The sequence below is a fragment of the Bacteroides sp. 3_1_13 genome, from assembly GCF_001185845.1.
Classification (GTDB): Bacteria; Bacteroidota; Bacteroidia; order Bacteroidales; family Bacteroidaceae; genus Bacteroides; species Bacteroides xylanisolvens.
The window spans coordinates 656,614-674,753 of record NZ_KQ236956.1; the positions used below are offsets into that span (position 1 = coordinate 656,614).

The 18,140-nt window shown below is 37.4% G+C and carries 15 protein-coding genes; all 15 read left to right on the forward strand.

The window, feature by feature from the left end; genetic code table 11:
* Nucleotides 1-10 precede the first annotated feature (10 nt).
* The 15 genes from HMPREF9009_RS15075 (at nt 11) to HMPREF9009_RS15160 (ending at nt 18,106) form a co-directional block, all read left to right on the forward strand.
* The gene (locus HMPREF9009_RS15075) at nt 11-2,434 is read left to right on the forward strand and encodes a GumC family protein (RefSeq protein ID WP_049702590.1); all 2,424 of its coding nucleotides are present in this window, start codon (nt 11-13) and stop codon (nt 2,432-2,434) included.
* A 32-nt stretch (nt 2,435-2,466) separates the two neighbouring features.
* Nucleotides 2,467-3,789, forward strand: a complete 1,323-nt coding sequence (locus tag HMPREF9009_RS15080; protein WP_049702591.1) for a UDP binding domain-containing protein — start codon at nt 2,467-2,469, stop codon at nt 3,787-3,789.
* A 1,038-nt stretch (nt 3,790-4,827) separates the two neighbouring features.
* Nucleotides 4,828-6,372 carry an MATE family efflux transporter gene (locus HMPREF9009_RS15100; protein ID WP_049702595.1) on the forward strand — a complete coding sequence of 515 codons (1,545 nt, stop codon included), beginning with the start codon at nt 4,828-4,830 and terminating at the stop codon, nt 6,370-6,372.
* 118 nt (nt 6,373-6,490) lie between these two features.
* Nucleotides 6,491-7,063 carry an LbetaH domain-containing protein gene (locus HMPREF9009_RS15105; RefSeq protein ID WP_232313591.1) on the forward strand — a complete coding sequence of 191 codons (573 nt, stop codon included), beginning with the start codon at nt 6,491-6,493 and terminating at the stop codon, nt 7,061-7,063.
* A 77-nt stretch (nt 7,064-7,140) separates the two neighbouring features.
* Nucleotides 7,141-8,217, forward strand: coding sequence for a Coenzyme F420 hydrogenase/dehydrogenase, beta subunit C-terminal domain (locus tag HMPREF9009_RS15110; protein ID WP_232313592.1), 1,077 nt, complete (start codon nt 7,141-7,143; stop codon nt 8,215-8,217).
* 11 nt (nt 8,218-8,228) lie between these two features.
* On the forward strand, nt 8,229-9,278 hold the full coding sequence (locus tag HMPREF9009_RS15115) for a polysaccharide pyruvyl transferase family protein (protein WP_049702598.1): 1,050 nt from the start codon (nt 8,229-8,231) through the stop codon (nt 9,276-9,278).
* A 1-nt stretch (nt 9,279) separates the two neighbouring features.
* Complete coding sequence (locus HMPREF9009_RS25335) at nt 9,280-10,461, forward strand: glycosyltransferase (protein ID WP_083444200.1); 1,182 nt, start codon at nt 9,280-9,282, stop codon at nt 10,459-10,461.
* Nucleotides 10,462-10,463: 2 nt separating this feature from the next.
* A complete protein-coding gene (locus tag HMPREF9009_RS15125) occupies nt 10,464-11,735 on the forward strand; it encodes an EpsG family protein (protein WP_162487392.1) in 1,272 nt (423 codons plus the stop codon).
* A 25-nt stretch (nt 11,736-11,760) separates the two neighbouring features.
* Complete coding sequence (locus HMPREF9009_RS15130; RefSeq protein ID WP_049702601.1) at nt 11,761-12,834, forward strand: glycosyltransferase; 1,074 nt, start codon at nt 11,761-11,763, stop codon at nt 12,832-12,834.
* Between the two features lie 10 nt (nt 12,835-12,844).
* On the forward strand, nt 12,845-13,366 hold the full coding sequence (locus HMPREF9009_RS15135) for a serine acetyltransferase (RefSeq protein WP_083444201.1): 522 nt from the start codon (nt 12,845-12,847) through the stop codon (nt 13,364-13,366).
* Nucleotides 13,367-13,379: 13 nt separating this feature from the next.
* Nucleotides 13,380-14,417, forward strand: a complete 1,038-nt coding sequence (locus HMPREF9009_RS15140; protein ID WP_049702602.1) for a glycosyltransferase — start codon at nt 13,380-13,382, stop codon at nt 14,415-14,417.
* A gap of 46 nt (nt 14,418-14,463) precedes the next feature.
* Complete coding sequence (locus tag HMPREF9009_RS15145) at nt 14,464-15,336, forward strand: D-glucuronyl C5-epimerase family protein (protein WP_049702603.1); 873 nt, start codon at nt 14,464-14,466, stop codon at nt 15,334-15,336.
* Complete coding sequence (locus HMPREF9009_RS15150; protein WP_049702604.1) at nt 15,336-16,205, forward strand: aldolase/citrate lyase family protein; 870 nt, start codon at nt 15,336-15,338, stop codon at nt 16,203-16,205. Before HMPREF9009_RS15145 ends, HMPREF9009_RS15150 begins: the two co-directional genes overlap by 1 nt.
* Nucleotides 16,202-17,413 carry a type III PLP-dependent enzyme domain-containing protein gene (locus tag HMPREF9009_RS15155; RefSeq protein WP_049702605.1) on the forward strand — a complete coding sequence of 404 codons (1,212 nt, stop codon included), beginning with the start codon at nt 16,202-16,204 and terminating at the stop codon, nt 17,411-17,413. Before HMPREF9009_RS15150 ends, HMPREF9009_RS15155 begins: the two co-directional genes overlap by 4 nt.
* A gap of 3 nt (nt 17,414-17,416) precedes the next feature.
* On the forward strand, nt 17,417-18,106 hold the full coding sequence (locus HMPREF9009_RS15160) for a sugar transferase (RefSeq protein WP_049702606.1): 690 nt from the start codon (nt 17,417-17,419) through the stop codon (nt 18,104-18,106).
* Nucleotides 18,107-18,140: the final 34 nt, after the last annotated feature.

Below are 18,140 nucleotides of genomic sequence, written 5' to 3' on the forward strand. Positions count from 1 at the left end.
TAATATAGATATGATTGAGGAAAAAAGAGACCGGGGTGAGCAACCGGAAGAGCAAGTGAATATTCAGGAAATCCTTTTCCGTTACCTGATCCATTGGCCTTGGTTTGTGATTTCTATAATAATCTGTATCGCCTGCGCATGGGGCTACCTGCGTTTGGCCACTCCCGTCTATGATATAACCGCCACAGTCTTAATCAAGGATGACAAGAAGGGCGGTGGTGCGAGCATGTCCTCCGAACTGGAAAAGATGGGACTGGACGGCTTCGTTTCCTCGTCGAACAATGTAGACAATGAAATCGAGGTGCTGAAATCAAAGTCTCTTGCCCGTGAAGTGGTCAATAATCTGGGACTGTTTGTGACTTATAAGGATGAAGATGAGTTTCCTAATAGGGAACTTTACCGTACCTCGCCCGTAGTGGTGAGCTTGACTCCACAGGAGGCGGAAAAACTGTCTGCACCAATGGAAGTGGAGATGACTTTATTTCCTAATGGTGGGATGGATGCGTTGATAACAGTGAAAGACAAAGAGTACCGGAAACAATTCGATAAATTACCTGCTGTTTTTCCGACCGATGAGGGGACGGTCGCCTTTTTTGAAAGCAAGGATACATTGACGACCAATCAGGCTAAGGAGGAAAGTAAGGAGCGTCATATAAAAGCTTTTATAAACCGGCCGATGTCTGTGGCCAAAGGATATATCAAATCTTTGTCGATAGCCCCTACATCAAAAACTACTTCTGTAGCTGTTCTTTCGTTAAAGAACTCAAATACCCGGCGTGGCAAGGACTTCATCAACAAACTCCTTGAGATGTACAATATCAATGCCAATAATGACAAGAATGAGGTAGCCCAAAAAACCGCAGAATTCATCGACGAACGTATCGGCATTATTTCCAAGGAACTTGGAAGTACCGAACAAGACTTGGAGAACTTCAAACGTAGCGCCGGAATTACAGATTTGAGCAGTGAGGCGCAAATAGCCTTAACCGGTAATGCTGAATATGAAAAGAAACGTGTGGAAAACCAGACTCAAATCAATTTGGTGATGGATTTGCAACGCTATATGCAAGGTAATGAATATGAGGTCTTGCCAAGTAATATTGGATTACAGGATGCGGCATCAGCTGGTGCAATAGACAGATATAATGAGATGTTGGTTGAAAGAAAGCGCTTGCTCCGTACATCAACCGAGAATAATCCGACGATCATAAATTTGGATACTAGTATCCGTGCGATGCGGAGCAATGTACAGGCTACGCTGGATGCTACATTGAAAGGATTGCAGATAACCAAAGAAGACCTTGCCCGTGAGGCGAACCGCTATTCTCGTCGTATTAATGACGCTCCGACCCAGGAACGCCAGTTCGTAAGTATCGCCCGGCAGCAGGAAATTAAGGCCGGTCTTTATTTGATGTTACTTCAAAAACGTGAAGAGAATGCCATCACTTTGGCAGCTACAGCAAATAATGCCAAGATTATTGATGAAGCGTTAGCGGACGACAATCCGGTTTCTCCTAAGAGGATGATGGTCTATCTTGCCGCCTTGGTATTAGGAGTAGGATTTCCGGTAGGTATTATTTATCTGATTGGCTTGACCAAATTCAAGATTGAGGGCCGTGCTGATGTTGAAAAACTAACTTCTCTTCCTGTTATTGGCGATATCCCGTTGGCGGATGAAAAGTCCGGTTCTATAGCTGTATTTGAGAATCATAATAACCTGATGAGCGAGACATTCCGTAATGTACGTACCAATCTTCAGTTTATGCTTGAAAATGGCAAGAATGTGATTCTGGTGACTTCTACCGTCAGTGGTGAAGGTAAGTCTTTCGTATCATCCAATTTGGCCATCAGTCTTTCTTTATTAGGTAAAAAAGTTGTGATAGTTGGTCTTGATATTCGCAAGCCTGGCTTGAATAAGGTTTTTAATATTTCCCAAAAGGAACATGGTATTACCCAGTTTCTGACCAATCCGACAAAGAATCTGATGGATTTAGTACAGTCTTCCGATATAAACGAGAATCTGTTTATTCTTCCGGGCGGGTCAGTTCCTCCCAATCCAACGGAATTATTGGCCCGTGACGGCTTGGAAAAAGCCATCGAAACGTTGAAAGCTAATTTTGACTATGTGATTCTGGATACGGCCCCCGTGGGTATGGTAACTGATACCTTGCTGATAGGGCGTACTGCTGATTTGTCGGTATACGTATGCCGTGCCGATTATACCCGTAAGGCAGAGTTTACTTTGATTAATGAGCTTTCTGAAAACAACAAACTGCCTAACCTCTGTATCGCCATTAACGGCTTGGATCTTCAGAAAAAGAAGTACGGCTATTATTATGGTTATGGTAAATACGGTAAGTATTATGGCTATGGCAAACATTACGGTTATGGCTATGGTTATGGAGAGAAGCATACAGGTCGGGAGGGTAAATAAACTACTATAGATAAAACCAAATCAAACATAATATGCGTGATTTCAAAGAGATTCGGGTCGCAGTAGCCGGAACTGGCTATGTGGGACTGAGCATAGCGACACTGCTATCACAACATCATCATGTAACTGCCGTGGATGTAATCCCGGAAAAGGTGGAGAAACTGAACAACAAGATTTCTCCTATCCAGGATGATTATATCGAGAAATATCTGGCTGAAAAGCCGCTTGATCTTGTTGCCACTTTGGACGGGAGGTCAGCCTATGCTGATGCCGACTTTGTGGTAATAGCCGCTCCTACAAACTACGACCCTGTGAAGAATTACTTCGATACGAGTCGTGTGGAGGAAGTTATCGATTTTGTGCTTGAAGTGAATCCCGATGCCGTAATGGTCATCAAATCGACAATTCCGGTGGGCTATACCCGTAACCTTTATGTAAAATATGCCCAGAAAGGAGTAAGGAAGTTCAACCTGCTGTTCTCACCGGAGTTCCTTCGTGAAAGCAAGGCCCTTTATGACAATCTCTATCCGAGTCGTATCATCGTAGGTTATCCGAAGATCATTGACGGCCCGGAGTTTGCTGAAGAAAACAAGGCAATCCGGTCTGTCACGGATGTCACTATGTTACAAGAAGCAGCTAGGACATTTGCCGCCCTTTTGCAGGAAGGGGCTGTCAAGGAAAACATCGACACGCTTTTTATGGGTATGAAAGAAGCCGAAGCCGTGAAGCTATTCGCCAATACCTATCTTGCTCTCCGTGTAAGCTATTTTAACGAACTCGACACCTATGCCGAGGTGAAAGGTCTTGACTCTAAAGCTATCATCGAAGGTGTAGGTCTTGACCCACGCATCGGTACACATTATAACAATCCTTCATTCGGCTATGGTGGCTATTGTTTGCCTAAAGATACAAAACAACTTTTGGCAAACTATCAAGATGTTCCGCAGAATATGATATCTGCCATTGTTGAGTCAAACAAAACTCGTAAAGACTACATAGCCGATGCGGTTCTTCGTAAGGCGGGTTGGTACGACTATTCCAGCAACAACCAATATGGTACAGAAACAAACAATTGTGTTATCGGTGTATATCGACTAACGATGAAGTCTAACTCTGACAATTTCCGTCAGTCTGCTATACAAGGTATTATGAAGCGCATCAAGGCAAAAGGAGCAGAGGTGATTATTTACGAACCAACTCTTGAAGATGGAACAACGTTCTTTGGAAGTAAGGTGGTAAATGACTTGACTCTATTCAAAACAAATAGCTATGCTATTATTGCCAACCGTTATAATTCCTGTCTTGATGATGTAAAGGATAAAGTTTATACACGTGATATTTTCCGTAGAGACTAAGTGCTTGTCATATGTTTCTTTCTTCCATACAAAATAAAATCCACAGAAATTCAATATTTAGTAAAAGGACATCTTCTTAACAGAAATTTTCTCAAAGAATATGATAACCTAAAGAATATGGTTGAAAGCAATGTGGATGAACGGCAAATAGAAGCATCTCTTATTAAGGGAGTCACAGTCCAAGAACAGTGGTTTCCTGTAGATAAAGTGCTTCGGTTAGATGTTTTTATCTCACATTCTCATAAGGATGTAAACAAGGATATAATGCCATTAGCTTTTTGGTTGTATTCCAATTTGGGACTGCGATGTTTCATTGATTCCGTGTTTTGGTAATATGTGGGCAAATTACAGAATATGATGGATAAGTGTTATGCGCAAAGGAGAAATGGTAATTATGATTATAACATATACAATTATACAACATCCCATGTTCCTACAATGTTGTCAATCGCATTGATGAAAATGATGGCAAAAACGGAATGTGTATTGTTTGTCGATTCAGATAATAGTATTAAATATCAAAAAGGTCAGTCGCAAACTCTATCACCTTGGATTTATGAGGAAATCAGCTTAGCACAAAACTACAGCTGACAATACCTGATAGATATCTACAACAATTGATACCTGTTTGCGAAGGTGGAGGAAGAATACAAATGCGCACATTCTCGGACCGACGTAAGATGAATGTCATGTATGACGTGGATTTGTCACAATTTTATAAAAGTTCTGATAAGCGTAATGGCAATTTTGGCAGTAAGGCTCTTGACTACCTATATAATGAAGCACTTAAGAAATACAAACGTAGAACCAATAGAAGCATTATCTATGATTAAATATGTATTTAAAGAAGATGATATCCGTCAACATCTTATGATGTAGCAGGACATCATCAATCGTATGGCCAACAATAGCAGTAATTGCAAAGCATGGTTGATAACGATTGTTGCAGCATTGACCGCACTACAGATATCATAAGAAACCATTCATAGCTATTGATGATCCGACTTTAGAAAATTAATAACTATACATAAAAATAACATGTCGGCACAAGCATATAATAATTCTCGCATAGCAAAAAATACTGTGTTCCTATATGTCCGAATGCTATTCTTAATGCTCATATCTTTATATACGAGTCGAGTAGTATTGAATGCATTAGGTGTAGAGGATTATGGCATATACAATGTTGTAGGTGGCTTTGTTGGAATGTTTTCTATGGTCTCAACATCCTTAGCTGGTGCAATTAGCAGATACATAACATTCTCACTGGCTAAAAGTTCGTTGCAACATCGGCAAAAAGTATTTTCAACAGCAATTGTCATTCAGATTATAATCTGTGCATTTATTGTTGTTTTAGGGGAGACTATTGCTATGTGGTTCTTAAATTATCACATGGTCATACCCCAAGAAAGAATTGTTGCAGCAAACTGGGTATTTCAGCTATCAATTATCACGTTTATTATAAATGTATTAAGTACTCCTTATAATGCTCTTATCATAGCTCATGAGAAGATGTCTGCTTTTGCATATATAGGAATATATGAAGGTATTGCAAAATTAGCAATAGCTTTTGCTATTCCTTATTCACCTATTGACTCATTGGTTTACTATTCTATATTGATGTGTTTGATTTCCATCTCAACTCGTTTATTGTATGGACGATACTGTTCAAAAAAATTCTTAGAAACAAAAGGCAAATTACTTTTTGACAAGATGCTTGTTAAGGATATGTTGGGATTTGCAGGTTGGAATTTTCTAGGAACCACTTCGGGAGTATTAAGGGATCAGGGAATAAATCTTCTTATCAATATTTTTTGTGGCCCTGTTGTGAACGCGGCACGAGGTATAGCCATGCAGGTTAATTCAGCAATAAGCGGTTTTTCTTCCAATTTTACGATAGCTGTTAGACCTCAGATAACTAAGTCTTTTGCTATAGGAGATAGAGCCAGATATGAGGACTTAGTATTTAAAAGTTCTAAGTTCTCATTTTTCCTATTAATGCTACTTTGTATACCAATAATCGTAGAAGCAAAATATATTATTAGTCTTTGGCTTGTAGAGGTTCCATCTTTTACAGTAGAGTTTGTACAACTAGTATTAATATTGACACTGGTAGAGTCCTTTTCAAGTTCATTAGTACACTTATTATTAGCGACAGGGAAAATAAGAAAATACCAAATATGTGTTGGTGGTTTACAGTTGCTAAATTTTCCTTTAGCATATATATTGCTGAAATCTGAAACTTCTCCTTTATCTACAGTTATAAGTACTATATTTATAAGTTGTTTTTGCTTGTACTTGCGTTTATATTTACTAAAGGAAATGATGCAATTTCCTGTTAAATGTTTTCTCTTTCAAGTGATTTTTAGGAGTATTAGTATTTTCATTCTTTCTTTGATTTTACCAATTTATGTAACATATGTTCTTGAACAAAATCTAATAAGGTTTGGCTTGAACGTAATAATTGCAGAATCATTGTCAATAACATTGATTTATTTCTACGGACTTACTTGTTCAGAGAAGAGAATCTTAAAAGATAAAGCTAACAAAATAAAAGTATATGTTAAACAAGGGACACTTTAAAGATTTGTGGAGTAGAATTGTATGTTTTTTACCATCGTTGTATTTTAATATCAAATATTTACCCTTAAGACAAGCTCTCAGGATGCCTATCCTTGTACATAAACCTCATTATTGGAAAATGAAAAGTAAACTTGTGATAGATGCTTCTTTGAAATATGGCATGATTAGATTGGGCTTTCTTGGTGGTCATATGTATCCAAACAACGGAATAGCATTCACACTCCAAGGAGGTACTATAGTTTTTAAGGGAAAATGCCAAATTGGCAATAATTCGTTTATTGTACAAGGCCCATGTAGCACAGTTGTTTTTGGAGATGATTTCTTGGCAAGTACATCTCTTAAGATTATTAGTTTTAAAGGTATAGAATTCGGGAGTCACACAAGAATTGGATGGGATTGTATTTTTATGGATACAAATTTTCACCCACTCTATGATATGGAAAAGAAAAAATTCAAACGTGCCTATGGTTCTATAAAAATAGGTGACTATAACTGGTTTGGAACTCAATGTAAAGTTATGCATTCGGTAGATACCCCAGAAAGATGCATATTCGGTATGGGGTCTATAGTAACACGAGGGTGTAAATTCGAATCTTATTGCGTACATGGCGGTAGTCCGCTAAAGGTTTTGTCAAGAAATGTAATGAGAGTTTACGGGCAAGATTTCATTTGCGACTATAGTAAAGATTGATGATAAGGGTTAAGGATAAAAAAGAATGCTGTGGTTGTACTGCTTGCTGTAGTATCTGTGCGCAGAATGCTATTACGATGAAGCCTGACAGCCTTGGATTTTTATATCCAGAGGTTAATGTAGAATTATGCGTAGATTGTGGCCTATGTAATAAGATTTGTCAATTTAATGATAGATATGAACGGTTTGCAAATTTTGAGTTTCCTCGTGCATATCAGTTCCGGATTATTCCCGATGAACAATTGCAAAGAAGTCAAAGTGGAGGCGCATTTTTTGCCATAGCTAATCGTTTTATAGAGAATGGTGGATTTGTGTATGGAGCAGCCTTTACTGCTACATGGCAAGTTACTCACCAAAAGGCAACGGACGCTGAAACATTAGAAGCATTACGTATGTCAAAATATGTTCAGAGTGATATACAAGGAGTTTTTTTACAAGTTAAAAACGATTTGAAGAACGGACATATGGTACTTTTCTCAGGAACAGGATGTCAAGTTTCTGGTTTGAAATCCTATATTCCTCAACGACTACATGAACGGCTTATTTGTGTGGATGTCATATGCCATGGAGTTCCATCTCCACAAATATGGATGGACAACATAGGCTATCTGGAGAAAATTCATAAATCAAAGATTATAAAAGCCTGTTTCCGTGATAAACATTTCGGATGGCATGGAGCAATAGAAAGCTATCATTTCGCAAATGGAGAAAAATCATTTGGAAGGACAAGCAATGAAATGTATTTTTCAGGGTTGTCAGTACGTGAGAGCTGCTTTTATTGTCATTATACTAATTTAAAAAGGGTTGGGGATCTCACTATTGGTGACTTATGGAGTTTAGAAAAGGACTCCCCCTTGAATGACGAAAAGGGGGTTTCATTAGTATTAGTTAATTCTGAAAAAGGTCAAAAACTTTTGGATTCGATAAAAGATAATGTTATTTGTAAAGAACGAAAGTTAGAAGACTGTTTGCAACCACAATTACAGCATCCTGCAAAAGCGAATACATTTCACAAAAAGTTTATAAACGATTACTCCACAAAAGGTTTCTTATATGTAGCCAAACATTATGGCGACTTGGGATGGAGGTATAAAAGGAAACTATTTATAAAGAAGTTTAAGCATATGATCGGAGCGCTCATCCAACGCTATTAACCTCGATAATTATGAAAATAGCACTACTCACAATATGGCATGAAAAAAATTATGGAGCAGAACTTCAAGCTTATGCCACAATAAAGATTTTGCAACAATTAGGATATGATGTGGAAATGATAGACATTCGTCTGTCTGACCTACATCGCTCTAATCTTAAGGGAAAAATAGGCAATTATATATCAAAATTTGGTCCCAGTCAACGCAAATTTGAAAAATTTTGGAAGACATATATCCCTGTATCACAAAGATACAGAAGTTTAGGAGACTTACAAAATGACCCTCCGGTGGCTGATGTATATATGGTTGGTAGCGACCAAGTTTGGAATCCGGATATAGTGAAAGATTTTACAAATGTTTATTTCTTAGATTTTGGTAGTGACAAGATTAAACGTGTATCTTTTGCAAGTAGTTTCGGAGTTTCTACATGGAAACGTCAAGAAATGATTGAAAATGTAAGAACACTCTTAAGAAGATTTGCTTACATCAGTTGCCGGGAAGATAGTGGCGTAAAGATACTAAAAGATGTATTTGACATTACAGCAGAACACGTATTGGATCCAACAATACTGTTGGGAGATTTCCACAACTTAACAGATTATACTGCAGAAAAAAATACTTTGGTATACTATCCTCTTTTTACTCAATATAATTTAGAAAAATATGTCAAGAAGTTAGGAGATGAATTGGGGTTAAGTGTAATAAATGCCAATTGGAGTAAAAACATTTTAGGTACAATCATTTGGAATCGTAATTCATTGGAAGGCTGGATAAAAGATATCGCAGAGGCGAAATTTGTAATTACACCGTCATTTCATGGCGTGGCTATGAGTATTGTACATCATCGAAATTTTGCTGTGTTAGTTGCACAGAAAGACAGAGCCACTCGAATTTTTAGTCTATTGTCACAATTGGGCTTACAGGATAGAGTTTTCTACTCGATAGAAGAACTTGACAGCGCAAAACCATGGAATCAAACAATAGACTATACCGAAATTGATGAAAAATTAAAAGAACTTCGAAAAAACTCGATAGCTTATTTAATAAAATCAATGAATTAGAATGAACATACTTTTTATATCTCCTATTCCTATTATTCCTTATTTTGGTGGAATAGAGAGAGTTACCGACATCTTGAGTAGGGAGTTACAACGAAGAGGACATTGCGTTGTTTTTTTATGCTATATGGATAAAAATGTTCTCTCACATAATAAATTCTCAGCTCCTCAATATTACATCTCTGAAAATATAGATTCAGATGAATTAGAGAGGTGTAGATATATAAAAATCATCGAAAGACACAAAATTACTCATGTAGTTTGTCAAGCATGTAATGAACACACTGCTAATTTTGTAAAATATTTGCCTAAGCCATTACAACACAAAACTGTTTTTACGTGTCATATAGTTCCTTTTTACTCTGATATGATAACAAGGACACGTATATGGCAAACACCGACTCATAATGCGCGTCAATTAGTTTTCAAAATAGTGTCTTTTGTTTTTCCATGCATTTACAAACTATGGTTTTCCAATGACCATAAGAAAAATTTTGAAGCGGTATTCTCTATTGCAAAAAGGATTTGTTTTATATCAGATAAATTTTATCATAATGTTATAACACACATTCCTAATGCACCATTGGAAAAATTTACATATATCTATAATCCCAATACATTTGACAAACAAGAGAATGTGCCTACTTATTGTGAGAGAGAGGATGCAGTCTTATGGGCTGCAAGAGTAGAAAATACCCCCAAAAATATAATTGGTTTCTTGGATACATGGAAGATATTCTTTCAAAATCATAAAGATTGGAAAGCTTATGTGGTTGGTGATGGTAACGATTTAGAATATAGCAAAAGATATGCTTCAAAGAATCATATTAAAGGAATATATTTTGAAGGAGCACAGTCTTGCATGGAATTGTATTATAAGAAATGCAAATTTTTTTGTATGACTTCTTATTGGGAAAGTTGGGGAATGGTAGTAACTGAGGCTATGACATTTGGATGTGTGCCAATTGCAATGAATAACTATGCGACCTTGACGGATATTATAGACGATGGAGTGAATGGCTTGATTTGTAAACCAACGGCAGTTGAAATGGCCAAAAAGCTCAATTCTATTGCAACTGATGAGGAAATCTGGCTTGAATTATCAAATAATGCCAAACAAAAAGCCATGAATTTCGATGTCTCAACTATAGCTCAAAAATGGGAACAATTATTAAATGGATTGTAAACATGAATAAGTATAGACTATATTGGGCTAAAGAGTCAAAAGAAGCTATAGGTGTAAAAACACTTATGTTTTTAGTCTGGCCTTTTGCAGCATGGATATATGCGTTAAAAAAAGCAAATACAAGATCTTCATTTTTTATATTCTTCTTATTCAGTCTGTTGGTCTGCTGGCATTTTTCAGAAACAGGTTTAACACAAAGGTATGATGACTTCATGGGGATTAGAGACCGATTTCTTGAATCGAATTATAGCTTCATACAAATTTCAAATGAGATTAGTTCTTATTTCAAGATGGCATCAGGTGCACCAAAAGACATATATGAAAATACTTTAATGTGGCTTGTAAAAGTATTATTTGGTAATAATTATCATTTCTTTTTTTTATTTGCTTCAATACCTGTTGCCTTATGTCAGTTAAAAATAATAAAGCACATAACGTGTGATAAGAAGTTCATAGCAGGAAGCCTTTTCGGCTTTTGGGTCTTAGTAATGATGATATTGCCGCGTGATATTGTAACGGTACAGAATCCACGCTTTTCTACTGGATTTTGGGTATGTGTACTATCCAGTATATATTATTTCTGCGGCTATGGAAATAAATACTTATATTTTATGTTGGTATTGATTTCTCCACTTTGCCATTCCGGTTTATGGATTTACGTACTCCTATTTCTTGTTTCTACTATAATTCCACAAAAGACTCGTGTATTTGAATTTGCAGCTATCGTTTCAATTCCATTTATGTTCTTTGATACTGGATTATTATCTAATATTGATGTAGGTTTTCTACCAGATAGTATGCGTTTCTGGGCAGAAAGGCAGATGGATGATGAATCTTATTCTACGTTTGTTCTTAATGAAGGAAAGTCAGGTTTTCATTGGATTACTGATAGCTTTAATTTGTTAATGCGTGTAGCCTATATTTATATGACATGGGAAATGATAAGGAGAAGAGACACTATACTTAATGACAATGAAACTAAAAGATTTTATCATTTCTATTTGCTTGCCTTTGCCTTCATTAATTTCATTCAGTTTGTACCAATTATAGGAGCACGTTATTATTGGTTCACTCGTATTTTCTGTTTGTTTTTATGGTTTAAGACCTTTTTCCCTACTCATAAAAAGACTCTTTATTTTTTAGTCTTTGCTTGTTCATGGTCTATATTTGAGAGATATGGTTACATAAATGGTGGTGCTTTACTATGCAATACACCATTGGATTTGTATGTAATGCCACTTCCCTACTTATTAGGGAAAGGATTACTTTGGTAATAACTAAATAGCATTATCAATATTTATGAGAATACTTCAATTTATGCCAGAATTCGGTATTGCAGGAGCAGAAATCATGTGTGAAAACCTTTCTACAGAATTAATGAAGAAAGGGCATGATATGACAGTTGTCAGTTTATACACTTATGAGTCAGCAATAACCAAACGTCTAAAAGAAAAGGGTGTTGATATTATATTCTTGGATAAGAAACCGGGATTTGACTTTAGTATGTTCAGAAAAATACGTTCTGTTGTTAAGAAAATAAAGCCTGATGTAATACACACCCATAGATATGTGGCTCAGTATGTCATTCCAGCCTCTTTAGGCCTGAATGTAAAAGCAAAGATTCACACTGTTCATAATATTGCTCAAGAAGAGAACACTCCTTGGGCACGAAAACTCAATAAGTTCTTCTTCCATTTTTGCGATTTAGTGCCAGTGGCTCTTACTCAACTGATTAAAGAAACCATTGTTGAAGAATACGGGATAAAAGAATCTGCAATCCCAGTGATTTATAATGGCGTGCCATTAGAGAACTGTATAAGGAAAGTTTCTTATAATATAGGTGAAACGGTAAATCTTCTTCATATTGGTAGATATAGTGAACAAAAGAACCACGTTGAGATGATTAAAGCAATTGTTAATCTTCACAGCAAGTATCAAAACATAAGACTTCATCTTTGGGGTGACGGACCATTAAAGGGCACGATTTCGGATCTCATCGCAAATAATCATGCTGCAAATTATATAATAGAACATGGATTATGCGATAAATCATACCAACATTTTTGTGATGCGGATATTTTCCTTTTACCTTCAAAATATGAGGGTATGCCTATGACTTTAATAGAGGCTATGGGAACTGCTTTACCTATTGTCGCAAGCAAAGTTGGTGGTATACCCGATATGATTAAGGATAGTGAAAATGGTTTGTTATGTAGCCCCATTGCTGAAGATATTGCTCAGAAAATAGAGACACTAATACTTGCCCCAAGGCTTAGAGAACAATTGGGCTGTAATGCCATATTAAAGGCTAATGATTTTACATCTCAGAAAATGGCAGAACAGTATCTGAATTTATATTCTAAAAGAATTTAAACAAATAGGTATGAATTGGTTAAATATTTACAAAGAAGACCTGATACGTTATAATGGGCATTGTAATGTTTTCATCAGAATATGGCTTTTCTTGTATCGTAAATGTTGTTATGAAAACTCTTCTATATTTAAAGTCTTTTATAAGATTGCATTTCGTCTTTGGTCAGACCGAAGAGGATTGGAAATCAGTACAGCCAACCCAATAGGGGGAGGGATTTATTTAGGTCACGCATACAATATAACGATTAATCCAAATACAAGAATAGGTAGGAATTGTAATATTCATAAAGGGGTAGTGATAGGACAAGAGAATCGAGGCGTAAGAAAAGGCGTTCCGACTATTGGCAATGAGGTATGGATAGGCATAAATGCCGCCATTGTTGGAAATATAACTATAGGCGATGATGTACTAATAGCTCCTAACACGTATGTCAATCGTGACATTCCTTCTCATTCTGTTGTTTATGGAAATCCATGTATAATCAAACATCGTGATTGCGCGACCGAAGACTATGTGAGTAATAAGATTTAAGGGAATATATTAAATGAAATCGAATAAAATTTGTGTTTGCGGGCACTTCGGATTTGGGCAGAATCTTCTAAATGGACAGACCATCAAGACCAAGATTGTTGCTGAGGAATTAGATAGAGTTTATGGGAGTCAGAATATAATAAAGATAGACACAGCTGGTGGTATAAAAGAATTACCAAGGATTTGGTGGCAAGGATTTGTCGCTTCTTGCAAGTGTAAGAATGTCATAACACTTTTGTCCGACAATGGGCTAAAGGCTGTGTTACCAGCATTTCTATTTTACAAATTAGTATTTCATAATAGAATCAGCCATTTATGTTTAGGAGCAGAATTGGCAAGGTATCTAAAGCGTACCCCTTGGGTTGCCAAATTAATGCGTAATATAGATTTCCTTTATGCAGAAACCAATGTTCTCAAAAAAGCCTTAAATGAAAGAGGTTATAAAAATGTTCGCATACTCCCTAATTGCAAAAGACTTCATCCGATAGACGAGAGCCAATTGAAGTTGAAATGGAATGAACCATACAGACTTTGTATGTTCGCTCGTGTTATGAAGGAAAAGGGCGTTGAAGATGCTGTTCATATTATAAATGAGATTAATAATGAAACCGGGCGCATTGTTTATAGACTTGACATCTATGGTCAAGTAGATGACAAACAAGTTGAATGGTTTGACAATCTAAAGGAAGAATTTACACCTGCTATTACTTATGGAGGACTTGTGCCATTTGATGAAAGTGTTAAGGTGTTGAAAGATTATTTTGCCCTGTTGTTTCCAACGAAATTCTTTGTAGAAGGAGTTCCCGGTACAATCATTGATGCGTATGCTTCTGGTTTACCGGTCATTTCATCTAAATGGGAAAGTTTTGCAGATGTGGTTGACGATAAGATAACGGGATATGGGTATGAGTTTGATAATCTGGCAGCTCTTAAAAAATTACTTATCGACATTGCGGACAATCCTCTAATGATAACATCATTAAAAAAGAATTGTTTGCTGAAAGTTGATTATTACTCTGCATCGCATTTATTAGAATATCTCAAATTATAACAAATATATGGGAGTAAGCTTATTTAAATTGAAAAAATGGACAAACATGCTTCGAGGGAACAGCGTTTATCATGTCGATCAAGATGAAGGTAAACATTATTCGAAGACCGAGGTAAAGGGATTTTATAATAATTTTACAGATAAAGTACTTCTTTTCGGAAAAGATGATGATGAAGTGCCAACGACAGTCGTTGATACAGGAGAAACGATATATTTCTCTATTGCCATATTCCAATATGGTTTGGCTTCATACGATCTCTATTTGGCTTCTGATAAGAAAGACAAGTCAATGTACGATAAGGTAATTGCCTGTGCCAACTGGGGAGTAGACAATCAGCAAGAAGATGGTTCGTGGGTAACATTTGCATATGAAAACCCAGCGTACCCTTATTCCGCTATGGCACAAGGAGAAGGTGTTTCACTTTTAATCCGTGCTTATAATGAAACTGGTGATGAAAAATATATGGTTTGCTTCAAAAAGGCAATGGCTTTTATGCTGACATCCTTTGAAGAAGGAGGTCCTACATTATATAATAGCGACGGAGTTTTTTTATATGAGTGTCCAAAAGATCCTTTGATACTGAATGGCTGGATATTTTCTTTTTGGGGGTTATGGGATTATTGCCTTACCGTAAAAGAAGATAAAAGAGCAAAGAATGTACTTGATAGCACATTGGAAACAATGGTAAAATGGCTACCAAAGTTTGACCTCAGTTACTGGAGTATGTATGAAGATGGCAAGCGTATATGCAGTCCATTCTATCACAAACTTCATGTTGCTCAACTGAATGTAATGTATGACCTTACAGAAAGAGAGGAATTCAAATATTATGCTAATCGTTGGAATAAGTTCCAACATAATTGGTTGTATAGAAAAATAGCCTTCGTTAAAAAGGCTGTTCAAAAAATATTAGAGTAATGGCACTAAACTTAATGTATATAACTAACGATCCAGCTGTCGCTCAAATAGCAGAACAGGCAGGTGTTGATTGGATTTTTGTCGATATGGAGTTTATTGGCAAAGATGACCGTCAGGGAGGACTTGACACAGTGCAGAACCATCATACGATAGAGGATATCCGTAATATTAAGAATGTTGTTAAGAAAGCCAAGATCTTGGTGCGAGTAAATCCGATACACAAGGTCCATAACGGGTACTTTGACTCGAAGGACGAAATAGATGCCGCTGTCGAAGCTGGTGCTGACATATTGATGCTTCCGTTCTTTCATACAGTGCAGGAGGTGACAGACTTTGTGGGGTATGTAAAAGACAGTTCTAAAAAACATGGCAGAAAAGTACAAACTTGCCTGTTGCTCGAAACGCCGGAGGCTGCGATACTCTTAGATGAGATATTAAATGTATCAGGGGTGGATATGATTCATATCGGGTTAAACGACCTTCACCTTGCAATGGGTATGAAATTCATGTTCCAACTGTTGACTGACGGCATTGTGGAACAGTTGACCCGTAAGATTCTTGCCAAGGGTATTCCTTTCGGTTTCGGAGGTATAGCAAGTCTGCACTCAGGAGCATTGCCGGGGTCATACGTTCTGAAAGAGCATTACCGCTTGGGAAGCTCTATGGTGATAGTGGGTAGAAGCTTCTGTAATACTAAGGTGATAACCGACTTAGAGGAAATCAGGCAGATATTCAATACCGGCATAGCGGAAATCAGAAAATTGGAGGAGGAAGCGCAAAAGGCTGTGGATTACTTCAAAAACAACCATGAACACGTGGTAGAGACTGTAGACAAAATAGTAGAGGACATTAACAGCAAGAGACAATGATACTAAACAAACAAGTAATTAGCGAACTCCGTAAAGAGTATGGTGACGCTTTCTATCTGTTGGATAGCGAGCAGTACAGAAATAATTTCATTGAACTGAGAGATACGTTTCGCAAGATTTATCCTAACTTCAACATAGCATATTCATACAAGACGAACTACACGCCAAAGTTTTGTAAGATAGTAAACGAACTTGGTGGCTATGCAGAGGTGGTAAGCGAGATGGAGTTGGAGATAGCACTTCGTATTGGAGTGAAGCCCAACCGCATCATTTGGAATGGTCCAATCAAGAACCCACAGAAGTTAGAGGAGTTTCTTGTGGCTGGCGGTACCGACAATATTGACTCTATAGAGGAATTTGCTACTGTAAAGGATATAGCGGAAAGACATCCCGCCAAAACACTAAATTTGGGTATTCGTTGCAACTATGAAGTGGGTGACGGCGTTGTGAGCCGTTTCGGTTTTGATGTTGACAGCAAGGACTTTAAGCAAGTATTGAAGTTTGTGACAACAACCAAGAATGTACATTTCATTAACTTCCAGTGTCACTTTGCGAAGCGTCAGATAGAATACTGGCCGGCACGCGCCAAAGGTATGGTGGAACTGATAGACTGTCTTGGCATCATTCCTGAACGTATAGACATCGGTGGGGGATTGTTCGGCAAGATGGCAGACTCGCTGAAAGCACAATTCACCAATGAAATACCAGACTATCAGGCATACGCGGAGGCTGTGGCACCCGTTTTTGCTGATTATTTTGCCGACAAAGACGTGAAACCGGAACTGTTGATAGAACCGGGAAGTGCTGTTGTGGGCGACTGCATGAAGTTCATCGGCACTGTAAAGACTATCAAGAATGTTCGTGGTAAATGGATTGCTACAGTTTTGGGCAGTCAAAAGAATATCAGTATGAGCGGCATCAATCCGCCGATGGAAGTAATAGCCATGGGGGATGAACAGAAGGAATACGAAAATCTTGATATGGTAGGATTTACATGTATTGAGGGCGATGTGCTCTATCACAATTATTCTGGTAGACTGGCTCATGAGGATGCTATAGTAATCGGCAACTGTGGTAGTTATTCACTTGTAATGAAGCCACCTTTTATCTTGCCCAACTTCCCGGTTCTTGATATCTGTGGAGAGAAGACAGAGGTGATAAAGAGAGGCGAAGTGTTTGATGACTTATTCCATACCTTCGATTTTTAATATATGTGGCTACAATTCAATCTCTTTATAAAACGATTGTTCGACATCTGTTCTTCAACATGTGCTATTGTTGTTTTGTTGCCGGTATGGGTAGTTATAGGCATTTGGATTAAGACTGATTCAAAAGGACCGATACTGTTCAAACAAGGACGCAGGACTAAGAATGGTTGTATATTCAAAATGTGGAAATACCGTTCAATGGTAGTGAATGCAGAGAACATGGGTTCTGGGTTGTTCAGTTATGACAACGACCCTCGCATAACAAAGGCTGGTGCTATTATCCGCAGGACTTCTATAGATGAATTGCCACAAATTTTTAATGTGTTGATGGGTGACATCTCGGTAGTGGGACCACGCCCATGCGTAACTTACGAGTTGGGAGACTTTGACACGTTGAACAAGAAATACAAGAAACGCTTCCAGATGAAAGGTGGCATTACGGGCTTAGCACAATGTAAGGGCAGAAACGAAAACTCATGGGATGAGAAAGTAACGCTTGACAATGAGTATATAGACCGCTTCAAGAAAGAAGGCTTTTGGCTGGACATTAAAATAATATGGTGGACAGTGGCAAAGGTTTTTCAAAGTGCCAACATCAATGAAGAGCAACGTGAAGGCATGAGTGCAGAAGAATCGGCTGCATTAGACGATGAAGAAGTAAAGCGTATTGCCCATCTGCCGGATGAAGAATAAACAACAGAATAAGAACAACTTAAAATATAGATAA

Coding starts and splice junctions, on each gene's coding strand:
- HMPREF9009_RS15075 (WP_049702590.1), top strand. CDS start 11: ATGATTGAGGAAAAAAGAGACCGGGGTGAGCAACCGGAAGAGCAAGTG.
- HMPREF9009_RS15080 (WP_049702591.1), top strand. CDS start 2,467: ATGCGTGATTTCAAAGAGATTCGGGTCGCAGTAGCCGGAACTGGCTAT.
- HMPREF9009_RS15100 (WP_049702595.1), top strand. CDS start 4,828: ATGTCGGCACAAGCATATAATAATTCTCGCATAGCAAAAAATACTGTG.
- HMPREF9009_RS15105 (WP_232313591.1), top strand. CDS start 6,491: ATGAAAAGTAAACTTGTGATAGATGCTTCTTTGAAATATGGCATGATT.
- HMPREF9009_RS15110 (WP_232313592.1), top strand. CDS start 7,141: ATGAAGCCTGACAGCCTTGGATTTTTATATCCAGAGGTTAATGTAGAA.
- HMPREF9009_RS15115 (WP_049702598.1), top strand. CDS start 8,229: ATGAAAATAGCACTACTCACAATATGGCATGAAAAAAATTATGGAGCA.
- HMPREF9009_RS25335 (WP_083444200.1), top strand. CDS start 9,280: ATGAACATACTTTTTATATCTCCTATTCCTATTATTCCTTATTTTGGT.
- HMPREF9009_RS15125 (WP_162487392.1), top strand. CDS start 10,464: ATGAATAAGTATAGACTATATTGGGCTAAAGAGTCAAAAGAAGCTATA.
- HMPREF9009_RS15130 (WP_049702601.1), top strand. CDS start 11,761: ATGAGAATACTTCAATTTATGCCAGAATTCGGTATTGCAGGAGCAGAA.
- HMPREF9009_RS15135 (WP_083444201.1), top strand. CDS start 12,845: ATGAATTGGTTAAATATTTACAAAGAAGACCTGATACGTTATAATGGG.
- HMPREF9009_RS15140 (WP_049702602.1), top strand. CDS start 13,380: ATGAAATCGAATAAAATTTGTGTTTGCGGGCACTTCGGATTTGGGCAG.
- HMPREF9009_RS15145 (WP_049702603.1), top strand. CDS start 14,464: ATGCTTCGAGGGAACAGCGTTTATCATGTCGATCAAGATGAAGGTAAA.
- HMPREF9009_RS15150 (WP_049702604.1), top strand. CDS start 15,336: ATGGCACTAAACTTAATGTATATAACTAACGATCCAGCTGTCGCTCAA.
- HMPREF9009_RS15155 (WP_049702605.1), top strand. CDS start 16,202: ATGATACTAAACAAACAAGTAATTAGCGAACTCCGTAAAGAGTATGGT.
- HMPREF9009_RS15160 (WP_049702606.1), top strand. CDS start 17,417: ATGTGGCTACAATTCAATCTCTTTATAAAACGATTGTTCGACATCTGT.